This window comes from Paracoccus ferrooxidans (assembly GCF_029909815.1).
GTDB classification, from domain to species: domain Bacteria; phylum Pseudomonadota; class Alphaproteobacteria; order Rhodobacterales; family Rhodobacteraceae; genus Paracoccus; species Paracoccus versutus.
Window position 1 is genome coordinate 1,422,563 of the sequence record NZ_CP038202.1, and the last position, 26,045, is coordinate 1,448,607.

The 26,045-nt window shown below is 69.7% G+C and carries 22 protein-coding genes; 2 read left to right on the forward strand and 20 right to left on the reverse strand.

The window, feature by feature from the left end:
• Positions 1 to 27: 27 nt before the first annotated feature.
• The 20 genes from E3U26_RS23925 to E3U26_RS24020 all read right to left on the reverse strand — a co-directional run bounded on the left by E3U26_RS23925 (position 28) and on the right by E3U26_RS24020 (position 23,948).
• Complete coding sequence (locus E3U26_RS23925; protein WP_499106922.1) at positions 28 to 1,971, reverse strand: ABC transporter permease; 1,944 nt, start codon at positions 1,969 to 1,971, stop codon at positions 28 to 30.
• Positions 1,968 to 3,155: an efflux RND transporter periplasmic adaptor subunit gene (locus E3U26_RS23930; protein WP_499106924.1), complete on the reverse strand. Its 1,188-nt coding sequence runs from the start codon at positions 3,153 to 3,155 to the stop codon at positions 1,968 to 1,970. The genes E3U26_RS23925 and E3U26_RS23930 overlap by 4 nt, the downstream gene beginning before the upstream one ends.
• A gap of 259 nt (positions 3,156 to 3,414) precedes the next feature.
• On the reverse strand, positions 3,415 to 5,940 hold the full coding sequence (locus E3U26_RS23935; RefSeq protein WP_499106925.1) for a TonB-dependent siderophore receptor: 2,526 nt from the start codon (positions 5,938 to 5,940) through the stop codon (positions 3,415 to 3,417).
• A 134-nt stretch (positions 5,941 to 6,074) separates the two neighbouring features.
• Positions 6,075 to 7,031: a FecR family protein gene (locus E3U26_RS23940; RefSeq protein ID WP_499106926.1), complete on the reverse strand. Its 957-nt coding sequence runs from the start codon at positions 7,029 to 7,031 to the stop codon at positions 6,075 to 6,077.
• A 1-nt stretch (position 7,032) separates the two neighbouring features.
• On the reverse strand, positions 7,033 to 7,533 hold the full coding sequence (locus tag E3U26_RS23945; protein WP_499106927.1) for a sigma-70 family RNA polymerase sigma factor: 501 nt from the start codon (positions 7,531 to 7,533) through the stop codon (positions 7,033 to 7,035).
• Positions 7,534 to 7,769: 236 nt separating this feature from the next.
• Positions 7,770 to 9,413 carry a DNA repair protein RecN gene (gene recN / locus E3U26_RS23950; protein WP_072463486.1) on the reverse strand — a complete coding sequence of 548 codons (1,644 nt, stop codon included), beginning with the start codon at positions 9,411 to 9,413 and terminating at the stop codon, positions 7,770 to 7,772.
• 7 nt (positions 9,414 to 9,420) lie between these two features.
• Entirely contained in the window at positions 9,421 to 10,263 is an 843-nt protein-coding gene (locus E3U26_RS23955; protein WP_036754985.1) for an outer membrane protein assembly factor BamD, read from the reverse strand.
• Between the two features lie 128 nt (positions 10,264 to 10,391).
• Positions 10,392 to 11,330 carry a UDP-3-O-acyl-N-acetylglucosamine deacetylase gene (lpxC, locus tag E3U26_RS23960; protein ID WP_036754982.1) on the reverse strand — a complete coding sequence of 313 codons (939 nt, stop codon included), beginning with the start codon at positions 11,328 to 11,330 and terminating at the stop codon, positions 10,392 to 10,394.
• A 235-nt stretch (positions 11,331 to 11,565) separates the two neighbouring features.
• Positions 11,566 to 13,182 (reverse strand): cell division protein FtsZ, encoded by a 1,617-nt coding sequence (gene ftsZ / locus E3U26_RS23965; RefSeq protein ID WP_036754979.1) that lies wholly within the window; start codon positions 13,180 to 13,182, stop codon positions 11,566 to 11,568.
• 220 nt (positions 13,183 to 13,402) lie between these two features.
• Positions 13,403 to 14,737, reverse strand: coding sequence for a cell division protein FtsA (ftsA, locus tag E3U26_RS23970; RefSeq protein WP_036754976.1), 1,335 nt, complete (start codon positions 14,735 to 14,737; stop codon positions 13,403 to 13,405).
• Between the two features lie 21 nt (positions 14,738 to 14,758).
• On the reverse strand, positions 14,759 to 15,781 hold the full coding sequence (locus E3U26_RS23975) for a cell division protein FtsQ/DivIB (RefSeq protein ID WP_499106928.1): 1,023 nt from the start codon (positions 15,779 to 15,781) through the stop codon (positions 14,759 to 14,761).
• The gene (locus E3U26_RS23980) at positions 15,769 to 16,647 is read right to left on the reverse strand and encodes a D-alanine--D-alanine ligase (RefSeq protein WP_052095876.1); all 879 of its coding nucleotides are present in this window, start codon (positions 16,645 to 16,647) and stop codon (positions 15,769 to 15,771) included. The genes E3U26_RS23975 and E3U26_RS23980 overlap by 13 nt, the downstream gene beginning before the upstream one ends.
• A 177-nt stretch (positions 16,648 to 16,824) precedes the next feature.
• Positions 16,825 to 17,745 (reverse strand): UDP-N-acetylmuramate dehydrogenase, encoded by a 921-nt coding sequence (gene murB, locus E3U26_RS23985; protein ID WP_499106929.1) that lies wholly within the window; start codon positions 17,743 to 17,745, stop codon positions 16,825 to 16,827.
• Positions 17,746 to 17,860: 115 nt separating this feature from the next.
• Positions 17,861 to 18,349: a cell wall hydrolase gene (locus E3U26_RS23990; protein ID WP_373995220.1), complete on the reverse strand. Its 489-nt coding sequence runs from the start codon at positions 18,347 to 18,349 to the stop codon at positions 17,861 to 17,863.
• 44 nt (positions 18,350 to 18,393) lie between these two features.
• Positions 18,394 to 18,762 (reverse strand): hypothetical protein, encoded by a 369-nt coding sequence (locus E3U26_RS23995; protein ID WP_499106930.1) that lies wholly within the window; start codon positions 18,760 to 18,762, stop codon positions 18,394 to 18,396.
• Between the two features lie 12 nt (positions 18,763 to 18,774).
• Positions 18,775 to 19,050 (reverse strand): DUF2484 family protein, encoded by a 276-nt coding sequence (locus E3U26_RS24000; RefSeq protein WP_036754962.1) that lies wholly within the window; start codon positions 19,048 to 19,050, stop codon positions 18,775 to 18,777.
• A complete protein-coding gene (murC, locus tag E3U26_RS24005) occupies positions 19,047 to 20,474 on the reverse strand; it encodes a UDP-N-acetylmuramate--L-alanine ligase (RefSeq protein WP_072463490.1) in 1,428 nt (475 codons plus the stop codon). The genes E3U26_RS24000 and murC overlap by 4 nt, the downstream gene beginning before the upstream one ends.
• Positions 20,471 to 21,574, reverse strand: coding sequence for a UDP-N-acetylglucosamine--N-acetylmuramyl-(pentapeptide) pyrophosphoryl-undecaprenol N-acetylglucosamine transferase (locus E3U26_RS24010; protein WP_499106931.1), 1,104 nt, complete (start codon positions 21,572 to 21,574; stop codon positions 20,471 to 20,473). The genes murC and E3U26_RS24010 overlap by 4 nt, the downstream gene beginning before the upstream one ends.
• On the reverse strand, positions 21,571 to 22,740 hold the full coding sequence (locus E3U26_RS24015; protein ID WP_072463492.1) for a peptidoglycan glycosyltransferase FtsW: 1,170 nt from the start codon (positions 22,738 to 22,740) through the stop codon (positions 21,571 to 21,573). The genes E3U26_RS24010 and E3U26_RS24015 overlap by 4 nt, the downstream gene beginning before the upstream one ends.
• A 227-nt stretch (positions 22,741 to 22,967) precedes the next feature.
• Positions 22,968 to 23,948 (reverse strand): TerC family protein, encoded by a 981-nt coding sequence (locus E3U26_RS24020; protein ID WP_072463493.1) that lies wholly within the window; start codon positions 23,946 to 23,948, stop codon positions 22,968 to 22,970.
• A 268-nt stretch (positions 23,949 to 24,216) separates the two neighbouring features.
• Between E3U26_RS24020 and E3U26_RS24025 the strand changes: the two genes are divergently transcribed.
• Positions 24,217 to 25,119, forward strand: a complete 903-nt coding sequence (locus E3U26_RS24025; RefSeq protein WP_499106933.1) for an ATPase — start codon at positions 24,217 to 24,219, stop codon at positions 25,117 to 25,119.
• Positions 25,119 to 26,045, forward strand: coding sequence for a homoserine O-succinyltransferase (locus tag E3U26_RS24030; protein ID WP_036755021.1), 927 nt, complete (start codon positions 25,119 to 25,121; stop codon positions 26,043 to 26,045). The genes E3U26_RS24025 and E3U26_RS24030 overlap by 1 nt, the downstream gene beginning before the upstream one ends.

Genomic DNA, 26,045 nt, shown 5'->3' on the forward strand with positions numbered 1-26,045 from the left:
GGTCCGGCAGGACGGCTGGCGGGAAGATCAAGGGCTGGCCAGCGCCTCGACGGGGCTTAGCCTGGCGGCGCGGATGGCGGGGACCAGGCCGAAGGCGGCGCCCATGGCGGTGGCGCCGGCCAGCGCGCCAAGCGCCACGGTGACGGAAAACACCACCGGCATGCCGAAACCCGAGGCGGCGACCGCGCCGATCCCGCCCGCCAGCGCCAGCCCGGCCAGGCCGCCAAGCGCCGACAGCACCGTGGCCTCGGTCAGGAACTGCACCAGGATGTCGCGCATCGAGGCGCCGGTGGCGGCGCGGATGCCGATCTCGCGCGTGCGTTCGCGCACGGTGATGAACATGATGTTCATCACCCCGATGCCGCCGACGAAGATCGAGATCGCCGCGATGGCGCCCAGCAGCAGGTTCTGCGAGGCGCGCTCGGCCTCGGCGGCGGCAAAGGCCCCGGCCGCATCGGCCAGCCAGAAATCCTCGGCCCCGTGGCGCTGGGTCATCACCCGGCGCAGCAGCGCGTTGGTTTCCTCAAGCCGCGCCATGTCCTGCAATGCGACCACGATCACCGACAGCTCGCCCGGCCCGTAGACCCGGCTTTCCAGGCTGGCAAGCGGCATGGCCACCACCTTGTCGCGGTCGCTGCCGTTCTGGCTCAGCCCCTTGGCCTCCAGCACGCCGCCGACCAGAAAGGGCGACATGTTGACCATGACGAACTCGCCCGTCGGATCGCGGGTGTCGGGAAACAGCGTCCGCGCCACGGTCGCGCCCAGAAGCAGCACCGGGCTGCCGCCGCGCTCGTCCGCTTCGGAAAAGAAGCTGCCGCGCACCACGTCCCAGCCATGCACGCCGCGGAAATCGCGGTCCGTGCCCAGGATGTCACTGTCGATGGACAGCCCGCCCGCGGCGACCCTCGCCTGTTCCCACCGCCCCGGCATCACGCCCGCGACATTGGGCAGGCCCTTCAGCGCCATCGCATCCTGAAGCGTCAGCGGCCGGCGCGGCATGCGCGTGTCCTGGTCCGAGCCGACCACGACCCAGTTGGTGCCGATGGCCGAGGCGCGGCGGATGAACTCCTCCTGCGCGCCGCGGCCGATGGCCAGCATGGCGACGACCGAGGCCACGCCGATGACGATGCCCGACAGCGTCAGCGTGGTGCGCACCGGGCTGGCGGCGATGGCGGCAAAGGCCGCGCGGGCGGCCTCGCGCAGGGTAGAGAGAAGCGCCGGGCGGCTGTGGACCGGCGGCGGCAGCGCCGGGGCGGGCTCGGCCGGCGGGGCAAAGCCGCTGTCGCCGGCGATCCGCCCCTCGGCCACGCGGATCACCCGACCGGCGCGGGCGGCGATGTCGGCGTCATGGGTGATCAGGATCACCGTATGGCCCTTGGCGGCAAGATCCGAGAGCAGCCGCATGACCTGCCGGCCGCTTTCGGCGTCGAGCGCGCCGGTCGGCTCGTCCGCTAGGATCACCGCGCCGCCGTTCATCAGCGCCCGCGCGATGGACACGCGCTGCTGCTGGCCGCCCGACATCTGCGCGGGACGCGCCCCCATCCGGTGCCCCAGCCCCAAGCTGCCGAGCAGCGCCGCCGCCCGCGCCCGCCGCGTCTCGCGCGCGGCCCCGGCATGGCTGGCGGGCAGCGCGACATTCTCCAGCGCCGTCAGCGTCGGGATCAGGTTGTATTGCTGGAAGACGAAGCCGAAGAGGCGATTGCGCAGCCCCGCCTGCGCGTCGCGCGACAGCCGCGCCACGTCCTGCCCGGCCAGGTGATAGCTGCCCGCCGTCGGCCGGTCCAAGAGGCCGAGGATGTTCATCAGCGTCGACTTGCCGGACCCCGAGGTGCCGACGATGGCCACGAACTCGCCCGCGCGGATGTCGAGGTCGATGCCGCGCAGCACATGGGCGCGCGCCGCACCCTCGCCGAAGACCCGGTGCAACCCGCGGATGCGGATCAGCGGGGGGTCATCCGCCGGGGCGGTCACGGTGCGATCCTCAGCAAAGGCTCGCCCTCGGTGCGGCGGGTGCCGGTGATCACCAGCTCGCCTTCCTCCAGCCCCGAGGTGATCTCGACATGGGAGCGGGTGCGCATTCCGGTCCGGGGGCGGCGGGTTTCCGGCGTGCCGGCGCGGTTCAGAACGCGCACGGCCCCGTCCTCGTCCAGCGCCGAGACCGGGATGGCCAGCACGTCCGCCGCGCTTTCGGTGACGAAGAAGACCTGCGCGGTCATGCCCGAAAGCAGCGCGCCGCCCGGATTGGCGATGTCGAACAGCGCCACATAGGTGACGACGGAATTGGCCTCCTCGCCCTCCTTGACCGGCGGCGCGGGCAGCACCTGGCGCAGGGTGGCGCGATGCTTGCGGTCGGGAAAGCCGAGCGTGGTGAACCAGACCGGCATGCCGGGGCGCAGCTGCACCACATCCGCCTCGGAGACGTCGCTGCGCACCGTCATGGTGGCCAGGTCGGCGATGCGCAGGATCAGCGGCGTGTCGTAATTGGCGTTCAGGGTCTGCCCCTCGCGTGCCAGCGCCGCGACCACGGTGCCGGCCATGGGCGAGGTAATGCGCGAGCGGGCCAGCGTCGCCTCCTCGGCCCGCAACCCGGCGCGGCTGCGGCGGATGGTGGCGTCCAGCGCCTCGATCCGGGCGCGCAGCACGTCGCGGTCGCGCTCGGCCTCTTCCAGCGTCACCCGGCTGCTGCTGCGCCCGGCCAGCGAGGAATGCCGCCCGGCCTGGCGCTCGGCAAAGCCCAGCTGCGCCTGCAATTCGCTGCGCTCGGCGGCCAGGCGGGCCAGTTCGGCCTGCAAGCCCTCGACCTGCGCCGCCTGCACCTCGGCGTCGATCTCGGCCAAGAGCTGCCCGGCCTCGACCCGGTCGCCGGCCGCGACATGCAGCCGGCGCAACTGCCCCGAGACCTGCGCGCCGACATCGACATGGGCATGCGGCTCGATCCGGCCCGAGGCGGTCACGGCGTTTTCCAGGTCGCGGCGCATGACCGGCGCGGTGTCATAGGCGACGGCGGGCGGTCCACCGCGCAGATGCCAAAGCCCCGCGCCGGCTAGGGCGGCCAGCGCCAGCACGGCCAGCAGGGCGCGGCGGCCGCGGCGGGCGGGTGCTTGCGCGGGCAGGGGCGGCGGCAGGTCAGTCTCGGACTGTAGAAGCGCGTTCATGCACAGGGTCCATTGGGTGCCCGAAAACAGGAAGATCCGACCTGGCCGGATCGCGTCGGAAGTGATGAGGAACGCCTGCAACCTTCGCCGCAGGCGGCGCGGCGATCTGGCTTTGCGAGGGTCCGATGGCGACGGTCGGGGGACCGGCGGCCCTGCACATGGCGTCCCTGCTGTTTAGGACCGCCCCGGCTCAAGCGCAACAGGCCAAGGCGGGCGCGCATCGGCCGGGGAAAGCCCGGCCGACGGCTTGCGGCACGCCTCAGAACCGGCCGCGCAGGGTCAGCGTGGCATTCCGGGGCTCGCCATACCAATTGCCGCCGCCGGGGGTGCCGATGGTGGCGTAATAGGTCTTGTCGAAGACGTTGTTCACGTTCAGCGCCAGCGCCCATTGCTCGTCGATCCGGTATTGCACATGCGCGTCCCAGACCGAATAGCCGCCCTGCCTGATCTCGAACTCGGGCTGGGTCCAGTTGCCGTCGGGGCCGCGCAACCAATAGGTGCCGCTGTTCGCGTGCCGGCTTTTCACCGTCACCCCGCCGCCGAAGGTCCATTTCGACCAGTCGCCCGGCAGGTTGTAGTCGGTCCACAGCTTGAACATGTGGCGGGGGGTCAGGGCGCTGAAGACGGCGTTCTCCCTCGTGTTCTTGTTATGGTTGTAGGTATAGCCGGCAAAGACCTGCCAGCCCGGCGCGACCTCGCCCGAAACCTCCAGGTCGATGCCCTGGCTGACGATCTCGCCCAACGGCAGGTAATAGGTGCCGAGCTCGTCCTCATAGCGCGGATCCTCTACCTTTTCGCCCTGGCGCTCGATGCGATAGAGCGCAGCGGCAAGGTTCAGCGCACCCCCCATGATGGCACCCTTGGCGCCCAGTTCGTAGTTGCGGCCGGTGATCGGGTCCAGTTGGGTCGGGTTATCGGGCGGACCGGCAAAAGTGTTGCCCTGCGGCTTGTAGATCTCGGTCAGGCTGGCATAGGCGGTCCAGTCCGGCGTCAGGTCATAGGTGACGGCGGCATAGGGCGTGAAGATGCCGTTTTCGCTCCAGCGCCAGCTGGTGTCGCGATAGGTGACGTTTCCGTCCTCGTCATACTCCTCCATAGTCTCGGAATGCCTGTAGTTGCCGTAACGGCCGCCGACGATGACATGCATCCTGTCGGTCGCCTGCATGTCCAGCCGGGCATAGATGCCTTGCTGCTTGCCGCCCCATGCCGGCCAACCGGATCCGGCCCTGCCCCGCACCGGCGCGGGCAGGTCCAGACCAGGGAAGTCGTCCAGACGGATTTCGCCCTCGGGGAACGCCGTGTCGATGCGGTTGCGCAACTGCTTGCCGTAGCTGCGCCGCCAGTCGGCGCCCATGGTCAGCTTGTATTCCCGGCCCCAGGCATCGAAGCGACCCGAAAGGCTCAGGTCCACCCCGTCCGAGTGGTTGCCGTCGTCTTCGGAAAAGGCGCTCGGCGTGCCGAAAGAACCCGTCACCGGATCGATCGGACCGCCGAGACTGAGGTTGAGGTAATCGAAATCAAAGCGTTGCCGCGCGGCGCTGAGCTTGAGCGTCCAGTCCGAATCGAACCGATGCTCGACCGAGGCGAAAAGCTCGCGGATGGTCTGCTCGCGCTTGGCCCAGTCCACCGTCAGCGCCACGTCGCGCGGCAGGCCAAGCTGGCTGCCGTCGGTATAGGTCGGCAGGCCCCTCTGCCACATGGTGCCGTCCTGGCGCTGGTAGCTGATCCCGGCGCTGATCGTGGTCGAGGGCGTCAGGTCGTATTCCAGGATGCCGTAGAGAACCTGCTTTTCCTCATCCGCCGGCTTGTAGAAATAGTCGCGGTCTTGCCAGACGCCGACCAGCCGGCCGCGCAACCGGCCGTCGAACCCCAGCGGGCCGCCGATATCGGCCTCAAGCCGGCGGTTGTTCCAGCTGCCATAGGCCAGCGTCACCGCCGAGCGCAGTTCATCCGTCGGGCGCTTGCGCGCCAGGTTGATGGTGCCGCCCGGCTCGCCCGCGGCGGAAAACAGCCCCTCGGCCCCGCGCAACACTTCCAGCCGGTCATAGATCGCCAGGTCGAAATCCGGCCGGAATGTGGAATCATACGAGGTGCCCAGCCCGTCGATCTGGTAATTGTTGATGACGAAGCCGCGCGAATGGAACTCGGGGTTGCCCATGCCGTCGGTGATGGCGACGATGCCCGGCGTCTTGGCCATGGCGTCGGACATCATGGTCAGGCCCTGGTCCTCGATCGCCTGGCTGGTCAGGACCGTGACCGATTGCGGCACCTCCTTCAGCGACTCGGCGCCGCGGGCGATGCTGGCGGACGGCGTGGCATAGGAGCCGCTGCCCTCGGTCGTGGCGCTGCCGCCGCGCAGGGTGACGGTATCCAGGACCACCGCGCCATCGCCCGCCCCCGCCGGCACCGCGGCGCCGGGCCGGACCAGGACATAGCTTCGCGGGCCCGCCTGCTGCAGCTGGTAGCCGCTGCCGGACAGCAGGACGGAAAAGCCCTGCTCGACCGTGTAGCTGCCGCGAATGCCGGCGCTATGCAGCCCCGACAGCGCCGAGGGTTCATAGACCAGCTGCACGCCCGAGGCGGCCGCATAGCGCGCCAGCACGTCGCTGAGCCGGCCGGGGCCGATGGCATAGTCGCGCGCCTGCGCAAAGGCGGGGGCGGTGATCGTGGCACCCAGGGCGGTGCCGACCAGAAGCGCCCGCACCGCGCCGCGAGGGGCCGATAGCCCGGTCGAAAGCGCGAGGGCGCGGGCAACCGCCACCGGCGCGCAGGTAAGATAAGTCATGCTGCTTCGTCCTGTCTGGAATGGATGAAGGGCAGCGGGCTGATACCTGCTTGGCTGGCTCCCTTTCCCCATTCACCGGACGAGATCCGAAAAGTGATCACCCTGGCGGCAAAAAATTTTCCGCGCCGGGCCTTTCAGGCGCGCGGCGCGACCACCACCCACCAGGGCGTGCGGCGCTGGATGCGCACCGGCAGGGTCTGCGCCAGCAGGTCGAGGCCGCGATCCGTATCGGCCAGCGAGATCGCCCCCGAGACCCGTATCCCCGCCACGGAGGGATCGCAGCGCAGCACGCCATGGCGATAGCGCGCCATCTCGGCGATCACCTCGCCCAGCCGCATGTCCTGCGCCAGCAGCATGCCCTGTTCCCAGATCGCCGCGCTGTCATCCACCGCCGCCGGCCGCCTGACGCCGCCGCGGCCGAAATCCGCCTGCTCGCCCTGGCGCAGGACATGGGGCGGGGCATCCAGCGGCCGGATCTCGACGGCATGGCGAAAGACCGAGACCCGCGCCAGGTCGTTTTCCAGATGCCGCACGCTGAAGCGGGTTCCCAGCGCCCGGATCTCGCCAAAGGCCGTGGCGACCAGCAGCGGGCGCGGCGCCGGCGCGGGATCGGCATGGGTCGTGACCAGGATCTCGCCGCTGTGCAGGTGGATGCGCCGCTCGGCGGCGGTAAAGGCGATGTCCGCCGCGCTGTCGGTGTTCAGCACCAGTTCCGAGGCGTCGGGCAGGTCCAGCGCCTTGCGCTCGCCCACCGCCGTGGCCACGTCGGCGCGCCATTTCCGCCAGGGCTGCTGCCAGACCAAGGCCCCGGCCGGCGGGACGAGCAGCAGGCCGCCCAGCAGGCCGAGCGCCCGGCGCCGGTCGGGCTGCGGTTCGATGGTGCGCAGGACATCCTGGCCCAGCCCGCGCGGCAGCCGGTCGAAGGTCTGGAACACCGCCTGCGCCCGCGCCCAGGCCGCGACATGCTGCGGGCCCTGGGCCAGCCAGCGGTCGAAGGCGGCGCGGTCGACCTCGCCGGGGGCGCCGTAGCGCATGGCCATGGCCCAGTCGGCGGCTTCCTCCAGCAAGGCGTCCCCGCAAGGCTGCGCCATGTCAGGCCGCCTCCATGCAGGCCAGCAGCGCCTTGCGGACATGCCGCCTGACGGTGATGACCGGCGCCTGCACCCGCTGGGCGATCTGCTGCAGGGTCAGCCCGTCCAACTGGGCCAGTAAAAAGACCTCGCGGGTAAAGGCCGGCAGCCGCGCCAGCATGGCGTCGATCCGCATCAGGGCCTCGATGACCAGCATCTGCTCTTCGGCGGGCGGAACCGCAGGGGCGGGCAGATGGGCGATGGCCTGCTGATAGGCCCTTTCGACGCGCCGGCGCCGCCAGTGATCGGCCAGCAGGCCCTTGGCGATATGGGTCAGAAGCGCGCGGGGCCGGTCGCCCAGTTGCGAGCGGCGCGAGGCCAGCAGCCGCAGGAAGGTGTCATGGGCCAGATCCGCCGCATCGCCGCTGTCGCCCAGCTTGCCGCGCAGCCAGCCATGCAGCCAGCCGTGATGAGCGGCGTAAAGCGCATGGAATTCGCATCTGGGATTTTCGCCGATCGACACCCTGCCCCGCTGATCTGCCCGGAAAGCGTCCGGGTCCGAAATCCTTACTAGATTGCAAAGGTATTTCCATCCTGGGCTTGCCGGCGGCACCGAAAATTTGCCCGCCGCGGCCCGGTTGTCGATTTCATGTCACAACCGGCCGGCATGCGCGGCATGGCAGCGCCGGGCTGGCCCGCGCGATCCACCGCGCATCGCCGCGGCGGCGGGGCGCGATTCGGCCGCGTCCAGGGCCGGGCCTAGGGTTCGAGCAGCGCGCGCGCGGCCGCCTTGGCGGCGGGGGTGATCTCTTCGCCGGCGAGCATGCGGGCAATTTCCTCGATGCGCTGGCTGGCGGTCAGCGCGGCGACGTTCGAGGTGGTCATGCCGCCCTCGACCGATTTCGCGACCCGGAAGTGATGCCCGCCAAGCGCCGCGACCTGCGGGCTATGGGTAACGACCAGCACCTGCGCGCCCTCGGCCAGCCGCGCCAGCCGCCGGCCGACCGCATCGGCGGTGGCGCCGCCGACGCCGCGGTCGATTTCGTCGAAGATCAGCACCAGCGCGTCATTGCCGCGCGCCAGGCAGACCTTGAGCGCCAGCAGGAAGCGCGACAGCTCGCCGCCCGAGGCAATGCGGTCCAGCGGCCCGGCCGGGGCGCCCGGATTGGTGGCGACGGTGAAGGCCACGGCGTCGCGGCCCTCGGGGCCCGGCTCGGCCTCGGCAAGCCGGGTTTCGAAGACCGCGCGCTCCATCTTCAGCGGCGCGAGTTCGGCCGCCATCGCGGCATCGAGCCGCTTGGCAGCCGTGGCGCGCCGGTCGCTCAGCCCCGCCGCCGCCGCGCCATAGGCGGCGTCGGCCGCCGCCACGGCCTCGCGCAGGCGCGCCAGATCCCCCTCGCCCGCGTCGATCCGGCCCAGCCGTTCCCGCAGCGTGTCGGCCAGCCCCGCCAGGTCGTCGGCCAGCACCTCATGCTTGCGCGCAAGCGCGCGCAGCGCGAACAGCCGTTCCTCGGTCGTCTCAAGGTCGCGCGGGTCGAAATCCATCGCCTCCAGCGCCGCCTCGACGCCCGAGGCCGCCTCGCCCAGTTCGATCAGCGCCCGCTGCAGCGCGGCCGCGGGCGTCTCCAGCCGGCCCTCGGCCCGCTCGGCGGCACCGTCGAGCCAGCGCGCGGCATCCAGCATCGCGCCCTCGGCCCCTTGCGGCCCCAGCGCCTGCAAGGCCCGCGCCACGTCCTCGCGGATGCGTTCGGCGCCCTGCATGGCGCGGCGGCGGGTGTCCAGCTCCGCCTCCTCGCCCGGCTGCGGGTCGAGTTTGTCGAGTTCGGCCACGGCATGGCGCAGGAAATCCTCTTCGCCCTTCGCCGCGGCCAGCGCCGCCTCGGCCCGTTCCAGCGCCGCGCGCGCCTCGCGCCGGGCGGCCCAGGCAGCACGGACCGGCCCCAGGTCCACCCCGGCAAAGGCATCCAGCAGCAGCCGGTGGCCACGCGGGTTCAAGAGGCCGCGGTCGTCATGCTGGCCATGCAGCTCGACCAGCAGTTCCGAAAGCGTGCGCAGCACCTCGCCCGAGGCGCGGCGGTCGTTGATCCAGCCGGTCTTGCGTCCGTCCAGCGCATTCACCCGGCGGATGATCAGCTCGTCCGAGACCGGAAAGCCCGCCTCGTCCAGCAGGGTGCGGGCGGGATGGCCGGGCGGCAGGTCGAAGACCGCCGTCACCTCGCCCTGGCTTGCGCCGGCGCGCACCAGGTCGGCGCGGCCGCGCCAGCCCAGCACGAAGCCCAGGCAGTCGAGCAGGATCGACTTGCCCGCCCCCGTCTCGCCGGTCAGCACGTTGAGGCCCGGCCGGAACTCCAGTTCCAGCCGGTCGATCAGCAACATGTCGCGGATGTCGAGATGCCGCAGCATCGCCCGCTTACAGCCACTTGCCCTGGATGACCTGGCGATAGACCCGCGTCAGCCAGCTGTCGCCGCGCGCTTCGGCCTGCAGGCCGCGGCCGCGCAGTTGCGCATGGGCATCCTGATAGAAGGGCGAGGACTGGAAGTTGTGGCCCAGGATCGCGCCGGCCGTCTGCGCCTCGTCGTTCAGGCCAAGCGCCAGATAGGCCTCGACCAGGCGCATCAGCGCCTCGGGGGTATGGGAGGTGGTCTGGAACTCCTCGACCACGACGCGGAAGCGGTTGATCGCCGCGGTGTAATGGCCGCGCTTGAGGTAGTAGCGGCCGATCTCCATCTCCTTGGCGGCGAGATGGTCGAAGGCCAGGTCGAATTTCAGGATGGCCGAGCGGGCGTATTCGGTGTCGGGATATTGCTCGATCACCTCGCGCAGCGCCTGGAGCGCCTGGAAGGTCAGGCCCTGGTCGCGCCCGACCTCGTCGATCTGGTCGTAATAGCTGAGCGCCAGCAGGTATTTCGCATAGGCCGCGTCCGCATCGCCCGGATAGGTGTCGATGAAGCGCTGCGCGGCGCCCCGCGCCTCTTCGTAGTCGCGGGCGCGGTGATAGGCATAGGCCTGCATGATCAGCGCGCGCTTGGCCCATTCGGAATAGGGGTAAAGCCGCTCGACCTCGGAGAAATACTGCACCGCGTCCTTGGGCCTGCGCGAGTTCTCAAGCTCGTATTCGCCGCGCTTGTAGATCTGTTCGGCGGTAAAATTCTCGAATGATTCGGGCTTGTTCCCCGCACCGCCCGAACAGCCCGCCAGCAGGCCCAACGACAGCACAGCCGCGACCAAGGAACCCGATCTGATGCCTGTCATTCCATACCGCCCGTCAGAAATTCACGCCGCCGCATGGGCGGAAGGCCCGCGCGGCCCGGTCGTCCTAGCACAGAAAATCGGGCTGCGCAAAATGCCAAAACGGCAAAAACGGCGCAGGGCCGCCACCTTCAGGCGACGGCCAGCTGACGGGTGCGGGAAGCGAGGCGCGCAGCCGAGGCGATCACCCCGGCGCCGGGCTGGCGGCTTTCCATCGCCGGGGTCAGCGTGACCCATTCCCAGGCCTCGGGCTGGGCGAAAAGCGCGCGCAGCAGCTTGTTGGTCATGGCGTGGCCGGCGCGGTGGCCGGTATAGCGCGCCAGCAGCGGCGCCCCGGCCAGCGCAAGGTCGCCCACCGCGTCCAGCATCTTGTGGCGCACGGCCTCGTCACGGTGGCGCAGGCCGCCCGGCGACAGCACCCGGTCGCCGTCCACGACCACCGCGTTCAGGTAGGTGCCGCCAAGCGCCAGGCCGTTCTTCTGCATCTGCACCACGTCGGCCTGCCGGCAGAAGGTGCGGCTGTCCATCAGCTCATGCACGAAGCTGCCGTTGGCCATGTCGAGGCGCTTTTCCTGATGGCCGATCGCCGCGTCCACGAAGTCGATGTCGAAATGGATCTCCAGGTGGTCGGCGGGCGAGAGGCGGGCGAAAGCCTCGCCCTGCCGCACCTCGACCTCGCGCAGGATGCGGATCGCGCGCAGGGGCGCCGCCTGCTGGCGCAGCCCGGCTTCCAGGATGCCCTGCACGAAGGGGGCTGCGGAGCCGTCGAGAATCGGCACTTCCGGCCCGTTCACCTCGACCACGGCATTGTTGATGCCGGTGCCCGACAGCGCGGCCATCACATGCTCGACCGTCGAGACGGTGGCGCCGCGGCCGTTGTCCAGCAGGGTGCAAAGCTGCGAGGGCGTGACATGGTCCCAGCGCGCCGGAATCCGGGCGCGGTCCAGGTCGGTGCGCACGAAGACGATGCCATGGTCCGCCGGCGCCGGCAGGATCGCCAGCCGCACGGCCGCACCCGAATGCAGTCCGACGCCGCGGAACTGGGCTTTCTGAGCGATGGTGGTCTGCATGGTCTTGCCTGCTGATTCTTGTGAACTGAGCGTGCCACGGCAAGAAATCCGCGGCGCAAGGATCAGTTAGGCATCCCCCGCCGATTGCTCAAATAACCTTTTGTAACGGGGTGAAACAATCGGCCCCGGCTTGCGCCCCAGCCCCGGCCGGAACCGCCAATACCTTGATCCAGCAAAGAAAAAGGACCGCCGAAGCGGTCCTTCACGAAATCGTCGCCGGAATTTTGTGATCGGCTCAATTCGCCTGGCGGCGCAGGAAAGCGGGGATCTCGACATTGTCGCCGGCCCGGTCGGGGCTGGCCAGATCGTCGAAACCGGCGTCGAAACCGCCGCGGTTGCGGGCGGCGACACGCTCGTTCACGCGCTCGGCGATGGTCGAGGGCGCGGGCTTGTCGGCCTGCTCGCCATGGCCCGAGATGCGCTCCAGCATCCGGCTCAGCCCGCCCATGCGGCCCTGGGCGCGGCCCTGCTCGGCCGGCTGCGGCTGCTGCTGGGCGGCGCGGTTCTGGGCCGCGGCCTGGCGCTCGGGCGCCTTCTGGACGGCGGCGGCCAGGCGCTGCATCACCGCATCCGAAGGCGTGCCGGCCGGGGCCTGCGGCCGGGTGGGGGCAACGAAGCCGCCCGCATCGCCGTTCAGCGCGTCGCTGGGCGCGGCGGGCTGGCGCAGCTCGGGCTGGTAGGCCGGACGCGGCATGTCTTCCTCGTCATAGCGCGCGGCGGGGGCCGAGGGCTGGACGCGCGCCGCCGGGGCGGGCTCGGCCAGGGGCGCGGTGCGGCGCGGCGGAACCGGCAGCTCTTCCTCGGCCGGCTTCTGCGCCACGACGGGGTTCTGGGTCAGCGGCTCCTTCATGCCGCGGCGCGGCACCGGAACCTCGGCCGCCGAAGCGTCGATGCCGGTCGCGACGACCGAGACGCGGATCGAGCCCTCCATCGACGGGTCCAGCGTCGAGCCGACGATGATGTTCGCATCCGCATCGACCTTCTCGCGGATCTTCTCGGCCGCCTCGTCCATCTCGAAAAGCGTCAGGTCGTAGCCCCCGGTGATGTTGATCAGCACGCCCTTGGCGCCGTTCAGGCTGATCTCGTCCAGGAGCGGGTTGGCGATGGCCTTTTCGGCCGCCTGCACGGCGCGGTTCTCGCCCGAGGCCTCGCCGGTGCCCATCATCGCCTTGCCCATCTCGTCCATCACCGCGCGCACGTCGGCGAAGTCCAGGTTGATCAGGCCCGGCCGCACCATCAGGTCGGTCACGCCCTTGACGCCCTGGTAAAGCACGTCGTCGGCCATGGCGAAGGCTTCGGTGAAGGTGGTCTTTTCGTTGGCCAGCCGGAACAGGTTCTGGTTGGGGATGATGATCAGCGTGTCGACGACCTTCTGCAGCGCCTCGACGCCTTCCTCGGCCTGGCGCATGCGCTTGGTGCCCTCGAACTGGAAGGGCTTGGTCACGACGCCGACGGTCAGGATGCCCATCTCGCGCGCGGCCTGGGCGATGATCGGGGCGGCGCCGGTGCCGGTGCCGCCGCCCATGCCGGCGGTGATGAAGCACATATGCGCGCCCATCAGGTGGTCGACGATGTCCTCGATCGTCTCTTCGGCGGCCTTGGCGCCGATCGAGGGCTTGGCGCCGGCGCCTAGCCCCTCGGTCACTTTCGGGCCGATCTGGATGCGGCTTTCCGCCTTGGAGGATTGCAGCGCCTGGGCGTCGGTGTTCGCCACGACGAACTCGACCCCCTCCAGCTGCTTGTCGATCATGTTGTTGACCGCATTGCCACCCGCACCACCGACGCCGAAGACGGTAATGCGCGGCTTCAGTTCCTGGTCATCATTCAGCATCAGGTGAATCTGCCGTTCCATGTCTCGCCTGCCTTCATCTGTTGCGCCGGACATGTGCGCAGTCCGGTCGAATCCCCGTATACCGGCCAGCCTAGCCAGATTCGCGCCGAGCGTCACCCGAAAAACACACCCCGCACACCAAATATCGCGGTGGATGCTGGGGTTTTCGGCGGCATCTTGCCCATTCTGCTGCATGTGGTGGAGGCGCCGGCCCACACCACCGCATCCGGGTTCCGCGCCCCTACCAGTTGTTGCGGAACCAGCGATAGGCCCGGCGCAGGCTGCGCGCCGGATAGTGTTCGGCGGGCATGTCGAAGTCCCACCATTCGTCCTGTGGATGCGCCGTCAGCAGCGCCAATCCGATGGCCGAGGAAAAGCCCGGCGCGGTCGCATTATGCGGCAGGCCCTGGATACGCAGCGGCCGGCCGATGCGCACGTTCTGCCCCAGCATGCGCGAGGCCAGCGCATCGAGCCCCGGGATCTGGCTGCCGCCGCCGGTCAGCACGATCTGGCGCGAGGGCATATAGTCGAAGCCCGCCGCATCCAGGATCTCGCCCACCTTTTCCAGGATCTCCTCGACCCGCGGCCGCATGATGCCGATCAGGTCGGCGCGGCTGACGCTGCGGCGGTCGGTGTCCCAGTCGCCGGTCTCGCCGCCCAGCTCGATCATCTCGCGGTCGTCGCGGCCGGTGGCCTCGAGCCCGCCGTGCAAGGTCTTGAGCCGCTCGGCCACGGCATGGCTGACGCGCAGCCCCTTGGCGATGTCCTGGGTGATCAGTTCGCCGCCGAAGCGGACGGCATCGGCAAAGATCATGTGCTTCTTGATGAAGACCGAAACGCCCGTCGTGCCGCCGCCCAGGTCGATGCAGGCGGCGCCCAGCTCCTGCTCGTCCTCGACCAGCGCCGCAAGCCCCGAGGCGTATGAGGCCGAGGCCACGCCCGCCAGTTCCATGTCGCAGCGCCGGATGCAATGCACCAGGTTGCTGGCCGCATCGCCGTCGATGGTCAGCACGTGCATGTCGCAGGCCAGCCGGCCGCCCGACTGGTCGCGCGGGTCCGACAGCCCCGAGCGGCCGTCGAGGGCAAAGTTCACCGGCTGGGCGTGCAGCACCTCGCGGCCGCGGCCGAAATCGGGCACCTCGCAGGCGGCCAGGACGCGGGCCACGTCGCCCTCGCCCACCTTGCCGGCGGGCAGCACGATCTCGCCCGCCAGGCCATAGCTGGCCGGGCGCGCGCCCGAGATGCAGGCGATGACGTGGTCGACGCGCACGCCTGCCACCTTCTGCGCCGACTGGATCACGGTGCGGATGGCGCGCTCGGTCTCGGCCATGGTCTCGATCTCGCCATAGCGCATCCCGCGCGAGCGGGTGGTGGCGGTGCCGATGACGCGGAAATTCGACTGGCCGGCCATGGGGCCGACGCCGTCCGTCTCGCGGAACTGGCTCGGGCCGTCGAATTGCAGCACCAGGCAGGCGATCTTCGAGGTTCCGATGTCCAGAACCGCGATGACGCCGCGCTGCATGGCCTGGCGGCGCATGTTCCGCATGGCCCGCTGGCCCTGATACAGATCCTTCATCTCACCTGCCTCCTTGCGCTGTCAGCCGCTTTTCTTCGCGGTCTTCGCCGCCTTGCCGGCCGTTGCCTCGGGCGGCAGCGGCAACCCGTCGGGGCCCAGTTCCGGCTGGCCGCGGGCACGGCGGATGGCGTTCTGCGCCTCCATCCCCAGCCGCACCACCGGGCGCGCCTCCTGCCGCAGGTCGACGACCGAAAGGTCGCGGTCCAGCATGTGCAGCGCGCGGTCCAGCGCGATGGCGCGCTCCAGCGCCTGAAGCGCCTTTTCCTCGGGCAGCTTGATGCGCTGGCCGCGATCCAGCACCACGTCCCAGCGCCGCTCGCCCATGCGCTCCAGCCCGCGCAGCCGCGGCAGGATCGGCCCGGCGGCGTCGATCAGCGCCAGCGCCTCGGCCGCGGCGCGGTCGGCGCCCTCGCCGGCGATGATCGGCAGGTCGCCGCGCACCTCGCGCCCCGTGACCGAGGCGACGCGGTGCCCGGTCTTGTCCAGCAGCTCGATGCCGCGGGCATGGCGCCACAGCAGCGCCGGCACCCGTTCCGTGACCACGGCCGACAGCATCCCGCCCGGCTTGATGCGCAGGTCCACCGCCTCGACCGCATCGAGCTTCAGCACCCGCTCGCGCAGCTTTTCCAGGTCGATGTCGAAGCTCGAGGCCGGCAGGTCCACCGGCAGCATGGCGCGCAGCCCCTTGTCCACCGCGGGCGAGGCGCCCTCGATGGTCATCATCCTGACCATGAACTCGTCGCGGTGCTGGATGCGGTCCACGATGGCGTCGATGCCGCCGGTCAGGTTGGCCCGGCGCGTGTCGTCCGACAGCCAGATCCCCGCCACCAGCGCCGCCAGAAAGGCGGGCAGGCCGACATGCACCAGCCGCCGCACCAGCGGCCGCAGCATCATCCGGTTCAGCCGGTAGGCCAGGCGCGAGGGCGCCGGATCCTTGCGCGGCGTGCGCGGCGCCGCCGGGGCGGGGCGCGCGGGCGCAGGGCGCACCGGCGCCGGCCGACCACCCGGCCCCTGGCCGCGGTGGAAGGGGTTCAGGCCCTGCATAGCGCCTCCTCGACGATCCAGCGGCAGAGCGCGGGAAAGTCCATGCCGGCATGGGCCGCCTGCTCGGGGGCAAGCGAGGTGGGGGTCATGCCGGGCTGGGTGTTCACCTCGAGGATGATCAGCCCGCCCAGCCCGCGGCTTTCGTCCCAGCGGAAATCGGTACGGGTCAGCCCGCGGCAGCCCAGGGCCTGGTGCGCGCGCACGGCCTGGTCGCGGCAGGCGGCGGCGATTTCCGGCGGGATCTCGGCGGGGATGACATGGCGCGAGCCGCCGGGCTTGTATTTAGCATCGTAGTCGTACCAGCCCTCGGTCACGATCTCGGTCACGCCAAGCGCGCGATCGCCCAGCACGGCCACGGTCAGCTCGCGCCCCGGCGCATAGGTTTCCACCATGACCCGCGCGGGCATCCGGTCGGAAAGCTGCGGCGGGCCGTTCGCGGCCTCATGCACGATATAGACCCCGACCGAAGAGCCCTCGTCGTTCGGCTTGACCACATAGGGCGGCGCCATGACGTGGCGGGCGCGCACCTCGGCGGCATCGGCGATCAGGCTGTCCAGCACCGGCAGGCCGGCAAGGCGCAGCACGTCCTTGGCGCGGGTCTTGTCCATGGCCAGGGCCGAGGCCAGCACGCCGGAATGGGTATAGCGCCAGCCCAGCCATTCCAGCAGGCCCTGCACGCAGCCGTCCTCGCCCCAGCGGCCATGCAGCGCGTTGAAGACCACGTCCGGCGCGTGTTCGGCCAGACGCGCGGGCAGATCCCTGCCCGCGTCCAATTCGACGACTTCATAGCCCGCCTGCCGCAGCGCAACCGCGCATTCACGCCCCGACGAGAGCGAAACCTCGCGCTCGGCCGAGGGTCCGCCCATCAGGACTACGACTTTCGGGGCCGACCTGCTCGACCTGCCCGCCAATGTTCTGCCTCATGCTCCCCGGTTGATCCGGGTATTTGTCGGGTCAGGATAGCCGCTTGGGCGGAATCGCAAAAGTCCCTTTTCGCGTCTCGCGCGATATTTCCGGCAATGACGGCGGGTTACGGCCGGTTCCTAGGGCTGGCCTACGCGGATGACTTCCCATTGCAGCTCGTGCCCGCTGGTTTCGCGCACCTTCTGCCGGACCAGTTCGCCCAGGGCCTCCAGCTCGGCGGCGGTGGCGCCGTCGGCGTTCAGCAGGAAGTTCGGGTGCTTTTCCGACATCTGCGCCCCGCCCAGGCGGTGGCCGCGCAGGCCGGCGGCGTCGATCAGCGACCAGGCCTTCAGCTCGTGGCTGTCATCCGCCCGCCCGGTCGAGGAAAACCCGGCCGGGTTGCGAAAGGTCGAGCCGGCGCTGCGTTCGCGCGTGGGCTGGCTCGCATCGCGGCGCGCCAGCTGTTCCTCCATCCGCGCGGCCAGTCCCGCGGGGTCGCCCGGCTCGGCGCGAAAGCGGGCCTCGGTCACGACCCAGCCCTCGGGGATCTCGGAATGGCGATAGCCGAGGCGCAGGTCGGCGGCCGCGATCTCGTGCAGGCTGCCGTCGCGGGCCACGGCGCGGACCGAGACCAGGTGGTCGGCGACATAGCTGCCATAGCAGCCCGCGTTCATCCGCACCGCGCCGCCGATGCTGCCGGGGATGGTGCGCAGGAAGGTCAGGTCCAGCCCCGCCTCGGCCGCGCGGCGCGCGACATGGGCGTCCAGCGCCGCCGCACCCGCGGTGACGATGCCGCCCTCGCAGGAAATGCCGTTGAAGCCGCGCCCCAGCCGGATCACCACGCCGCGAATGCCGCCGTCGCGCACGATCAGGTTCGAACCGACGCCCATGGCAAAGACCGGCAGCGAAGGGTCGAGGCCGCGCAGGAATTCGGCCAGATCCGCTTCGTCCGCGGGCTGGAACAGCCAGTCGGCCGGCCCGCCGACGCGCAGCCAGGTCAGGTCGGCAAGGGCCCGGTTCGGGGTCAGGGCGCCGCGGGGCGTGGGAGGCGTCTGGGTCATGGCGCGGTGGTTAATCAGCGTTGCGCGCGCCGTCAATCCGGCCCGCATGCCGCAGCCGCTTTCCGGCGCGTCTCGCCAGGGTTCCGGCTGCGGCCTGCCGAGACGCGCCGCGCATCTAGCGCAGCCCGTCCACCGGGGCCGGAGGCACGGGCTGGGTCACAAGATGGCTCTTGCGCTTTTCGTAGAAGGCATTCCCACCGGCCACCAGGACATAGTGCATGTTGTCATAGGAAAAGCGGTGATCCTTCTGGTGGAAGAACATGGCGTTGCCGATCCCCGGCTGCCTTTCGCCGCGCAGGACCGCGATCGCGGCCTCGCGCACCGCCGGCAGGGATTTCGAATCCATTCGCCGGGTCAGGACGCCCGGCGCGAACTGGCCCTTTTGCCCGACCACGCCGCAAACCGTGTTGGGATAGCCCTGCGCCCTGACGCGGTTCATGACCACGTTGCCGACGGCGATCATGCCGTCGCGGCTGGAACGGTTCGCTTCGAAATAGATCGCCCGCTCCATGCATTCCAGTTCGCTCATGCCGCCGCGGCCGCAGCCGGCAAGCCCGGCCAGGGCAAGCGCCAGCATCGCGCCCAGCCCTGCCCGGACCCGCATCCTGCTTTCCGTCATCTCGTCCCCCTTTTTCATCCCGTTTCCTGTCATTCCAGCGCGCTGAGGACCACCGCCAGCGCGGCGAAGCAGCCCAGGCCGACGATGTCCCAGGGCTGCGAGAACGGCGCGCGAAGGACCGGCGGCGCCCGCAGGCGGTCGTGAACCCAGCGCAGCAGCGCGCCTGCGGCCAGGCCCCCCGCCGCGATCAGCAGCAAGAGCGACAGCAGCGCGCCGATGATCCCGGCCAGATAGCCGCCGGTCTTGCCGTCGCCGATCAGATAGCAAAGCCAGGCCGCGCCGAGCAGCAGGGCCAGTTCGCCCCCCAGCACCCGGAACGAGCGGGCGCCGGCACGCAGGATGCCGATGGCGGCGGCCAGCGCCACCGTGACGGCGACGATCAGCCATGCCACCATCATCGCCGGCGGTCCCTAGCGCAGGCCGCGCTGCGCAAGCGCGCGCCGGCGGCGGCGCGCATCGAAGGGCGGCCAAACCAGCAGCGACAGGCCGAGCGCCAGGAACAGCACGCCGAAGCCGGGGCCGCACAGATAGGTCAGCCAGCCCAGCACCGGCACGCCGCACAGCACCAGCGCCCAAAGCGCCGAATGGCGCCAGCGCAGCCGCACGAAAGGCAGAAGGCAGGCCATCACGCCCCAAAGCAGGGCGCAAAGCGCCGCGGTGGCGGGATGGCTGGCCAGCGCGATCACGCGGCCTTCTCCGTCAGCCGCTCGGGCAGGTTGTTGGCCCAGGTCGAGATGGTGCCGGCGCCCAGGCAGACCACCATGTCGCCCGGCCGCGCCTGTTCGCGCACCAGCCGTTCCAGGTCGCCCTCGTCCATCACCGCGCGGGCGTGGCGGTGGCCGTGGGCGATCAGCCCGGCGACCAGGTCGTCGCGCGAGGCGCCGGGAATCGGTTCCTCGCCCGCCGAATAGACCTCGGCGATGGCGACGACATCGGCCTCGTTGAAGCAGGTGCAGAAATCGTCGAAGAGGTTGGAAAGCCGCGAATAGCGATGCGGCTGATGCACGGCGATGACCCGGCCCCTGGTCGCCTGGCGCGCGGCCTTCAGCACCGCCGCGATCTCGACCGGGTGGTGGCCATAGTCGTCGATGATGGTGACGCCCCCCACCTCGCCCACGCGGGTAAAGCGGCGGCTGACCCCGCCGAAGCGCGCCAGCGCCTCGCGGATCTGGGCGCGCTTCATGCCCAGGTGGCGGGCGACGGCCACCGCGGCCAGCGCATTGCTGACATTGTGGTCGCCCGGCATCGGCAGGGTGCAGCCCTCGATCACCGGGATCTCGCCGTCGTTCAGCTCGGCCTCGCCCTGCAGGGCGATGTCGAAATGCGCCACGCCGTTCTCGTAGCGCAGGTTCACGGCGCGCACGTCGGCCTGGGCGTTGAAGCCGAAGGTGGCAACGCGGCGGTCGGTCAGCCGGCCGACCAGCGACTGCACCTCGGGGTGGTCGGTGCAGCAGACGGCCAGCCCGTAGAAGGGGATGTTCGAGACGAAGTCCTGGAAACCCTTGCGCAGCGCGTCGAAGCTGCCCCAATGCTCCATGTGCTCGGGGTCGATATTGGTCACGATGGCGATGGTCGCGGGCAGGCGGTTGAAGCTGCCGTCCGATTCGTCGGCCTCGACCACCATCCATTCGCCGGCGCCGGCGCGGGCATTGCTGCCATAGGCATGGATGACGCCGCCATTGATGACCGTCGGATCGAAGCCGCCCGCGTCCAGCAGCGTCGCGACCATGGTGGTGGTCGTGGTCTTGCCATGGGTGCCGGCGATGGCGACGTTGGATTTCAGCCGCATCAGTTCGGCCAGCATCTCGGCCCGGCGCACCACGGGCAGGCCGCGGCGGCGGGCCTCTTCAAGCTCGGGGTTGCCCTTCTTGATCGCGGTCGAGATCACCACCACGCCCGCTTCGCCAATGTTTTCAGCGCGCTGACCCTCGAAGACGGTGGCGCCCAGCGCCTCCAGCCGGTCGGTGATCTTCGAGCGTTTCGCGTCCGAGCCCTGCACCTGGTAGCCCAGCGTCATCAGCACCTCGGCGATGCCGGACATGCCGATGCCGCCGATGCCGACGAAATGGATGGGGCCAAGCTCGCCCGGAAGTTTGGTCGCTGCGTTCATCGGGTCGGTTCCGTCACTAGATCTGCAAGGCGCTGCGCCGCGTCGGGGCGGGCAAGCGTTAGCGCGGCAGCTGCCATGGCGGTGGCGCGGGCGCTGTCGGAAAGGATGTCCCGGATGTCGCGCCTGAGGCTCTCGGCGTCAAGCACGGATTCGGGCAAAAGGATCGCCGCGCCGGATTCCGCAAGGGCACGGGCGTTGGCGGTCTGGTGGTCGCCGGTCGCCGCGGCATAGGGGATCAGGATCGCCGGACGGCCGACCACGGTGATGTCGGCGATGGACGAGGCCCCGGCCCGGCTGACGACCAGCTGGGATTCGGCAAGGCGGCGGGGCACGTCGTCGAAAAAGGGCCGGACCTCGGCATTAACGCCGGCCGCGGCATAGGCGGCGGTGACGCGCTCGGCATCCTCGGCACGGGCCTGGTGGCTGACCGACAGGCGGGCGCGCAGGTCGTCCGGCAGGCCGGCGATGGCCTCGGGCACGATGTTCGACAGCACCCGCGCGCCCTGGCTGCCGCCGATGACCAGCAGGTGCAGCTCGCCTTCGCCCGGCGGGGCATAGGGGGCGGCGGCGCGGTGCAGCACCGCCTGGCGCACCGGGTTGCCGGTATGGATGCCCTGGACGCCGGGCGGCAGCCGGGTCGGCCAGGTGCCGCAGGCCACGCGATCCACCCGGCGGGCAAAGGCGGCGTTCACCCGGCCCATGATGCCGTTCTGTTCGTGGATCATGCGCGGGATGCGCAGGGCCAGCGCCGCCGACATGGCGGGGATGGTCGGGTAGCCGCCAAAGCCAACCACCACGGCGGGACGGTCGGCGCGCATCGCCCGGATCGCCCCCAGGATGCCGGCGCCGATGCGGAAGGGCACGGCCAGCTTGGCCAGCGCGCCCCCGCGCGCGGTGGTGGCCGAACTGACCACCTCGCGCACCACCTCGGCCGGGAAGGCGCTGGCATAGCGCGCGCCGCGCTCGTCGGTGGAAAGCTTCACCCGCCAGCCCTGGGCCAGCAGCACCTCGGCCAGCGATTGCGCCGGGAACATGTGGCCGCCGGTGCCGCCGGCAGCGATCAGGCACAGCGGCCGGCCTTGGGACTGCGGGTCGCTCATCCCCGGCCCCGGCCCAGCACGTCGCCGATCCGGCCCTGCGGGCGCGAGCGGGTCAGCGCCAGCAGCATCCCCATGGCGATGCCCGAGGCGATCACCGACGAGCCGCCGTAGCTGACGAAGGGCAGCGTCATGCCCTTGGCCGGCAGAAGCCGCACCGCCACGCCCATGTTGATCAGCGCCTGCACGCCGAAGGCGCAGGCAAGCCCGGTGCCGGCGATGCGGACGAAGGGATCGCGCTCGCCCTGGAGCCGCAGCAGCGAGCGGATGACGATGGCGGCATAAAGCGCGATGATGATCAGGACCAGGATCAGCCCGTATTCCTCGGCCGCGACCGCGATGATGAAATCGGTATGCGCATCCGGCAGCGACCACTTGACCGAGCCCTCGCCCACGCCGACGCCGAAGAAGCCGCCCTCCTGGATGGCGTTGGTGGCATAGCCCAGCTGGGTGCGCGGATCGACCTCGGCCGCAAGGAAGCCGTTGATGCGGCGGGCGAAATGCTCGGACGCGCCATAGGCGAAGACGCCGCCGACGCAGGCCAGCCCCATCACGCCGCCCAGAAGGTAAAGCGGCGCCCCGGCGATGAAATACATCACGCACCAGGAAAACAGCACCAGCGAGGCCTGGCCGAAATCGGGCTGCATGGCCAGAAGCAGCACCACGACCACGGCGAGGCCGAAGGAAAAGGACTTGCCGGGCGGGCCGCCGACCTCCTGGCTTGCGGCCATGAACCAGGCGCAGATGGCGACAAAGCAGGGCTTGAGGAACTCGGACGGCTGCACCGACATGCCGCCGGGCAGGCGCAGCCAGCGCACCGCGCCCTTGCCGAAATCGGTGCCGATGAAGGGCAGCGCCATCAGCACCACCAGCGCGACCAGAAAGCCCAGCACGCCGATCCGACGCACCATCCGTGGCGAGAAGGTCGAGATCACCAGCATCGCCGCCAGCGCCATGGCACCGAACACCGCCTGGCGGGTGACGTAATAGAACTGCGGCAGGCCGTTCTTTTCGGCCAAGGGCACCGAGGCCGCCAAGCCCAGAAGCAGCCCCACCGCGAACAATCCCAGCACGCAGGCCAGGGACCATCGGTCCAGTGTGCGCCACCAGCGTGGAAGAATCGGATCACCTGCCCGCAAGGGGGTGGTGCCAAAGACCATTTCGGTCATGGGTTACCGCCGTCACTGCCTCGTTTGCATCGCCCGTTTGCCGGGTCTGGGCGGAAGCATAGCGCGATTGCACCCGGCGCGCTACTGCGGATTGAGCGACGTGGTGGCAGCCCGGATCACATCGCGCAGAAGACGGCCGGGTTTCGCACCCCGCCGCCCCGCCTTCTCCGTTCTTCAAATACCCGACGGCAACCGCGCGGCCGGGCGCGGCGGCGGAAATCTGGCGCTCAGGCGCGCGCCGCGTCCTTGCGGGTGCGCCACAGCGACCAGCCGACGCCGGCGCCGAGGATGGCGAAGGTGATGCCCAGTGACACGGCGGGCGGGAATTTCGCCAGCCCCATCAGGTCGGCGATGAACACCTTGGAGCCGATGAAGATCAGCAGCACCGCCAGCGCCTGCTTGAGGTATTCGAAGCGGTGGATGATCGCCGCCAGCGCGAAAAACAGCGCGCGCAGGCCCAGGATGGCGAAGATGTTCGAGGTATAGACGATATAGGGATCGGTGGTGATGGCAAAGACCGCCGGCACCGAATCGACGGCGAAGATCACGTCGGCGATCTCGATCATCACCAGCGCCAGCAGCAGCGGCGTGGCAAAACGGCGGATGCGGCCGGTCTTGGGGTCGGACTGGCGCACCACGAAGGCATGGCCGTGCAGCTCCTGCGTCAGCGGCATGCGGCGGCGCAGGAACCTCAGGACCGGGTTCGCGCCCATGTCATGCTCCTTGTCGCCGATGAACAGCATCTTGATGCCGGTCAGGATCAGGAAGCCGGCGAAGACATAGAGGATCCAGCCGTATTGCGCGACCAGCGTGGCGCCGACGCCGATCATGATGCCGCGCAGCACGATCACCCCCAGGATGCCCCAGAACAGCACGCGATGCTGGTAGCGGCGGGGGATCGACAGCGTGGCGAAGATCAGCGCGATGACGAAGACGTTGTCCATCGCCAGCGTCTTTTCGACCACGAAGGCGGTCATGTATTCCGCGGCGGCATTGCTGCCCAGCTGATACCAGACGAAGCCGCCGAACAGCACGCCCAGCGTGATGTAGAAGGACGACAGCTTCAGGCTCTCGGCGACGCCGATCTCCTTGTCGCCGCGATTGAGCACACCGAGATCGAAGGCCAAGAGCAGGCCGACCAGGCCGACGAAGACCAGCCACAGCCAGATCGGCGTGCCGAGAAACAGGGTCAGGTAGAAAGGTTCCATGTCAGGCTCCACATTGGACGAACGCCGGTGCGAAGCCTTGGGCGGGAATGGTTCCGGGCTGGCACCGAGCAGGGCTCGATGCGGTCCGACATCACGACATGCGTCGTCAGAGGGGCCCGGTCCGCCTGCCCCAGATAGGGGCTCGATGGCGCGATGCAAGGCCGTCCCGCCGGCTTTTCGACAGGCAGTCCCACCGGCGGCCCGCGTCCCCCTTCCCCTCGGCCCTGCGCGGGACTAACTATCGCCAAGCCCCGCAAAAGGATCGCCCATGCTTTACCAGACCAAGACCGAATGGCTGGCCGCCCCGAAAAAGCGCGTGCTGTTCTTTGGCATGTCGGGCCTGGGCAAGACCTTCCTGGCCTCGATGCTGCGCGGCTCGGGCGAATGGTTCCACTATTCCGTCGATTACCGCATCGGCACCCGCTACATGGGCGAGCTGATCGCCGACAACTTCAAGCGCGAGGCGATGAAGGTGCCCTTCCTGCGCGAACTCTTGCTGTCGGATTCGGTCTATATCGCCAGCAACATCACCTTCGAGAACCTGGCGCCGCTGTCCACCTATCTGGGCAAGCCCGGCAGCGTCACCCGCGGCGGGCTGGAATTCGACGAATACATGCGCCGCCAGGACCAGCACCGCATGGCCGAGATCGCGGCGCTGCTGGATACCGGCCATTTCATCCGCCGCGCGCAGGAGATCTACAACCTGGGCAATTTCGTCTGCGATTCCGGCGGCTCGGTCTGCGAGGTGGTGGACCCCTTTGCCGAAAGCGACCCGGTGCTGGACGCACTGGGGCGCGAGCTGCTGCTGGTCTGGATCAAGGGCTCGGACGCGCATACCGAGGAACTGGTGCGCCGCTTCGACCGCGCGCCGAAGCCGATGTATTACCAGCCGGATTTCCTGGACCGGGCCTGGACCGACTATCGCGTCGAAAAGGGCCTGCGCGAGGACCAGGTGAACCCCGACGACTTCATCCGCTGGACCTATGCCCGCGCCCTGGCCCACCGCCAGCCCCGCTACGAGGCGATGGCCCGGCGCGGCGTGACGCTTTTGGCCGAGGAGGTGGCGCAGGTGACGACCCCGCAAGACCTGATCGCGCTGATCGGCCATGCCATAGACCGACGGCCCGCCGGCGCAGCCATTGCCGGAAAGTTCGACAGAAAGGACGCATGATGCCCATCACCCTGCCCAATGACCTGCCCGCCTATGACATCCTGTCGAACGAAGGCGTCATGGTCATGTCGCCGGGCCGGGCGGCGACGCAGGACATCCGGCCCTTGCGCATCGGCCTGCTGAACCTGATGCCCAAGAAGATCCAGACCGAGAACCAGTTCGCCCGGCTGATCGGCGCGACCCCCTTGCAGATCGAGTTCCAGCTGATCCGCATGTCGGACCACGAAAGCCGCAACACGGCCGCCGACCACCTGCAATCCTTCTATCGCCGCTTCTGCGAGGTCGAGGAGACGGGCGAGAAGTTCGACGGGCTCATCATCACCGGCGCGCCCATCGAACACCTGCCCTTCGAGGCCGTGACCTATTGGGACGAGTTGACCCGCGTCTTCGACTGGACGCAAAGCCACGTGCATTCGACCTTCGGCGTCTGCTGGGGCGGCATGGCGATGGCCTGGTATTTCCACCGCCTGGAAAAGCACATGCTGGACCGCAAGGCCTTCGGCTGCTTCCGCCACCGCAACCTGGCGCCCTCCAGCCCCTATCTGCGCGGCTTTTCCGACGACGTGCTGGTCCCGGTCAGCCGCTGGACCGAGGTGCGCCAGGACGAGGTGGACGCCATCCCGGCGCTGAAGACGCTGATCGCCTCGGACCAGGTCGGGCCCTGCCTGCTGCAAGACCCCGGCCATCGCGCGCTCTATGTCTTCAACCATTTCGAATATGACAGCACGACGCTGAAGGACGAATACGACCGCGACGCCGCCTCGGGCAAGCCGATCGACGTGCCGGTGAACTACTACCCGGACGACGACCCCTCGCGCACGCCGACGAACCGCTGGCGCAGCCATGCGCATCTGCTCTATGGTAACTGGATCAACGAGATCTACCAGACCACCCCCTTCGACCTGAACCGCATCGGCGAGGCGTGA

What these genes read in the sequence shown, in the direction of transcription:
- murB (WP_499106929.1), bottom strand. Translation starts at nt 17,745, where the DNA reads ATGACCCAGACGCCTCCCACGCCCCGCGGCGCCCTGACCCCGAACCGG.
- E3U26_RS24025 (WP_499106933.1), top strand. Translation starts at nt 24,217, where the DNA reads ATGCTTTACCAGACCAAGACCGAATGGCTGGCCGCCCCGAAAAAGCGC.
- ftsZ (WP_036754979.1), bottom strand. Translation starts at nt 13,182, where the DNA reads ATGGAACGGCAGATTCACCTGATGCTGAATGATGACCAGGAACTGAAG.
- E3U26_RS23980 (WP_052095876.1), bottom strand. Translation starts at nt 16,647, where the DNA reads ATGGGCGGACCCTCGGCCGAGCGCGAGGTTTCGCTCTCGTCGGGGCGT.
- recN (WP_072463486.1), bottom strand. Translation starts at nt 9,413, where the DNA reads ATGCTGCGGCATCTCGACATCCGCGACATGTTGCTGATCGACCGGCTG.
- E3U26_RS23955 (WP_036754985.1), bottom strand. Translation starts at nt 10,263, where the DNA reads ATGACAGGCATCAGATCGGGTTCCTTGGTCGCGGCTGTGCTGTCGTTG.
- E3U26_RS23995 (WP_499106930.1), bottom strand. Translation starts at nt 18,762, where the DNA reads ATGATGGTGGCATGGCTGATCGTCGCCGTCACGGTGGCGCTGGCCGCC.
- E3U26_RS23940 (WP_499106926.1), bottom strand. Translation starts at nt 7,031, where the DNA reads ATGGCGCAGCCTTGCGGGGACGCCTTGCTGGAGGAAGCCGCCGACTGG.
- E3U26_RS24020 (WP_072463493.1), bottom strand. Translation starts at nt 23,948, where the DNA reads ATGGAACCTTTCTACCTGACCCTGTTTCTCGGCACGCCGATCTGGCTG.
- lpxC (WP_036754982.1), bottom strand. Translation starts at nt 11,330, where the DNA reads ATGCAGACCACCATCGCTCAGAAAGCCCAGTTCCGCGGCGTCGGACTG.
- E3U26_RS23975 (WP_499106928.1), bottom strand. Translation starts at nt 15,781, where the DNA reads ATGCAGGGCCTGAACCCCTTCCACCGCGGCCAGGGGCCGGGTGGTCGG.
- E3U26_RS23930 (WP_499106924.1), bottom strand. Translation starts at nt 3,155, where the DNA reads ATGAACGCGCTTCTACAGTCCGAGACTGACCTGCCGCCGCCCCTGCCC.
- E3U26_RS24015 (WP_072463492.1), bottom strand. Translation starts at nt 22,740, where the DNA reads ATGACCGAAATGGTCTTTGGCACCACCCCCTTGCGGGCAGGTGATCCG.
- E3U26_RS23990 (WP_373995220.1), bottom strand. Translation starts at nt 18,349, where the DNA reads ATGCGGGTCCGGGCAGGGCTGGGCGCGATGCTGGCGCTTGCCCTGGCC.
- E3U26_RS23935 (WP_499106925.1), bottom strand. Translation starts at nt 5,940, where the DNA reads ATGACTTATCTTACCTGCGCGCCGGTGGCGGTTGCCCGCGCCCTCGCG.
- murC (WP_072463490.1), bottom strand. Translation starts at nt 20,474, where the DNA reads ATGAACGCAGCGACCAAACTTCCGGGCGAGCTTGGCCCCATCCATTTC.
- ftsA (WP_036754976.1), bottom strand. Translation starts at nt 14,737, where the DNA reads ATGAAGGATCTGTATCAGGGCCAGCGGGCCATGCGGAACATGCGCCGC.
- E3U26_RS24030 (WP_036755021.1), top strand. Translation starts at nt 25,119, where the DNA reads ATGCCCATCACCCTGCCCAATGACCTGCCCGCCTATGACATCCTGTCG.
- E3U26_RS24010 (WP_499106931.1), bottom strand. Translation starts at nt 21,574, where the DNA reads ATGAGCGACCCGCAGTCCCAAGGCCGGCCGCTGTGCCTGATCGCTGCC.